Below are 2132 nucleotides of genomic sequence, written 5' to 3'. Positions count from 1 at the left end.
GATTGGGTTCCAGTTGAAGCGGATGAGCTTGGATTAGGAGGAAGACCAGAAGAACCAGATGTGCTATTCGGGGCTCGCGATCCATTTTTCACTGGAGAGATTCGTGAAGTCGTTCAAGACGGGATCAAATATACCTATGACAGGGGAGTTTACACTGGAAAAGCCAGCTTTTTTGATCTATCAGACGCATCTGTTCTACTTCTGAGGGGGTTGGTCAATGAATCCCGTACCCTGGTAATTTCCTTTAGAGGGACAGACCAGGCAGGGGATGCCTTTGACTGGTTAGATCTGGAGGATCATTACTCAAAGTTAAGACCTCTTCTGAATTCATTAAGAACGTACATCAAAGAATTCAACCAAATTTATGTGACCGGCCATTCTTTAGGTGCTTCTCTGGTGCAAATGTTCCTTCAAAAGGAAACGTATACCAAATATGCGGAAAATATTCAGGCTGTCACTTTTGGATCACCGGGGGCTCCCTCCAGCTATACTGGTCCTGATTCGAGAATAGTCAATGTGGCAAGCAGGTATGACCTGGTTGTAGTGGCAGGCACGCTCCTGACAAAAGAAATGGGGCTTGAGCTTCTGGAAGACTTCACAACGAAGCAATACTCTTTGGGGCTTCTAAATACACTTCGGAAAATTGCAACAGCAGACCCAAGAGATCCTGAATATGCCTCGCTTTATAAGACTACAGGTGAAGTGATCTGGTATGATACGATCCCGACATTAGATGAGTTTCGATTCCCAACAAATCGTGTGAAAAACCATAAAATGGATCATTATCTGCAGCTTTTGGAAGACCAGGCTAATTCTGCAGCGTTTTTAAATAGTGATACAACCCAGCTTCGCAATGAGATCAGTCAGTTGTTTGCACTACAGGGGGATCTGCGCACAGCCTATGATGCCGTTGCGGATTCTTTTAAAAATATTCATACGGAAATCGATATTGTTTCAAAAAAAGTAGACGCAGTCCATTTTCTGTCAGACTTTTTCACCAATTTGGGCAGTGCGGTTGTGGCAGCAGATGGGGGATTCCTTAAAGATTCTGATCTTGTACAGGGGCTGTTTGTCGATCCGATTATTGGCGCATTTGATCTTGCCGATCTCTACATTCCAGGTTTTGATATGCTGCAGAAAATCAAATCCCTGAGAGATGCTTATAAAGCAGCGAGCACACCGGTAGAAGCGCTCAATGTCTATCTTCTGGCATATGAAGTCAATAAACTCATCGGAGACGATATTATCGAGTATGTTGATATGAGGGTGAATCAGTATGAACTCAATTCTCTGTACCAGATGACGCTGCAGATGGACAAACTCAATCAGGCCATTGCCGTGCGCCAGTTGCGGATCCGTAACCGTACACCAGAACCATTGTAGGCGCAGGGTTTAGAATCTCGGGTTTCCTCACGTTTCCCATACAGGAGATCCCATGGTCCAAAACAATTCGAGTGAAACCGCCCAAGTCTGGGCAGACCGACTGGAGCGATTCGACCAGGCTGAAATCACCGTCGCGCAGTTCTGCCAAAACGGAAAACGTCTCAAAAGCGTCCTACTATTACTGGCGGCGGAAGGTCCGCGGCCGGCGGAAGATCCGCGGTACCACCAGGAGAGACCATCAACGGCTTCGCGACAGCACGTCTGCCCCTCCTCGACAGACGGGCAGAAAGCCGGCAGGCTTCCTGCCCGTCACGCTTGCAGCGTCCTCACCGGCCACTGTCATGGCCGTCGATCTGCCGGGCGGCATTCGCATTCGATTCGAGATCCCGTCCTGTAGCCAGGAGGCCCGCTCATGATGGGCTTGCCCAGCGGCACGCCCATCTACCTGTGCACCGAGCCGGTCGATTTTCGTAACGGCTTCGACGGTTTAACCGGCATTGTCACCGCGACGCTGGGTCAGAACGTCCTCAACGGTTCTCTATTCCTGTTTGTGAACCGCCGACGCGATCGTATCAAAGCCCTGTGGTGGGAGACCGGCGGACTGACGTTATGGTACCGGCGGCTTGAGCAAGGTACCGTTGAGCTGCCAACGCCCGAAGACGACAAAACCTGTAAACAGCGGCCAGAAAACGTAGCGCCTGTCGGGTAGTGGCAAATCGGTATAAAAACGTAGCGCCCAGATGACCACC

3 protein-coding genes are annotated in these 2132 nt (G+C 49.6%); all 3 read left to right on the top strand.

Features of this window, described 5'->3' with window-relative positions; genetic code table 11:
• A partial coding sequence (locus tag Enr10x_RS13810) for a lipase family protein (protein WP_197997605.1) occupies positions 1 to 1383 on the top strand: 1383 nt, incomplete at its 5' end.
• A gap of 71 nt (positions 1384 to 1454) precedes the next feature.
• The gene (locus tag Enr10x_RS13805) at positions 1455 to 1799 is read left to right on the top strand and encodes a hypothetical protein (RefSeq protein ID WP_145447816.1); all 345 of its coding nucleotides are present in this window, start codon (positions 1455 to 1457) and stop codon (positions 1797 to 1799) included.
• Complete coding sequence (tnpB, locus tag Enr10x_RS13800; RefSeq protein WP_145449992.1) at positions 1796 to 2092, top strand: IS66 family insertion sequence element accessory protein TnpB; 297 nt, start codon at positions 1796 to 1798, stop codon at positions 2090 to 2092. Before Enr10x_RS13805 ends, tnpB begins: the two co-directional genes overlap by 4 nt.
• Positions 2093 to 2132 lie beyond the last annotated feature (40 nt).

Source organism: Gimesia panareensis (assembly GCF_007748155.1).
Classification (GTDB): domain Bacteria; phylum Planctomycetota; class Planctomycetia; order Planctomycetales; family Planctomycetaceae; genus Gimesia; species Gimesia panareensis.
The sequence above is the reverse complement of the archived record's forward strand: the minus strand, read 5'-3'. Positions and strand labels throughout refer to the sequence as shown.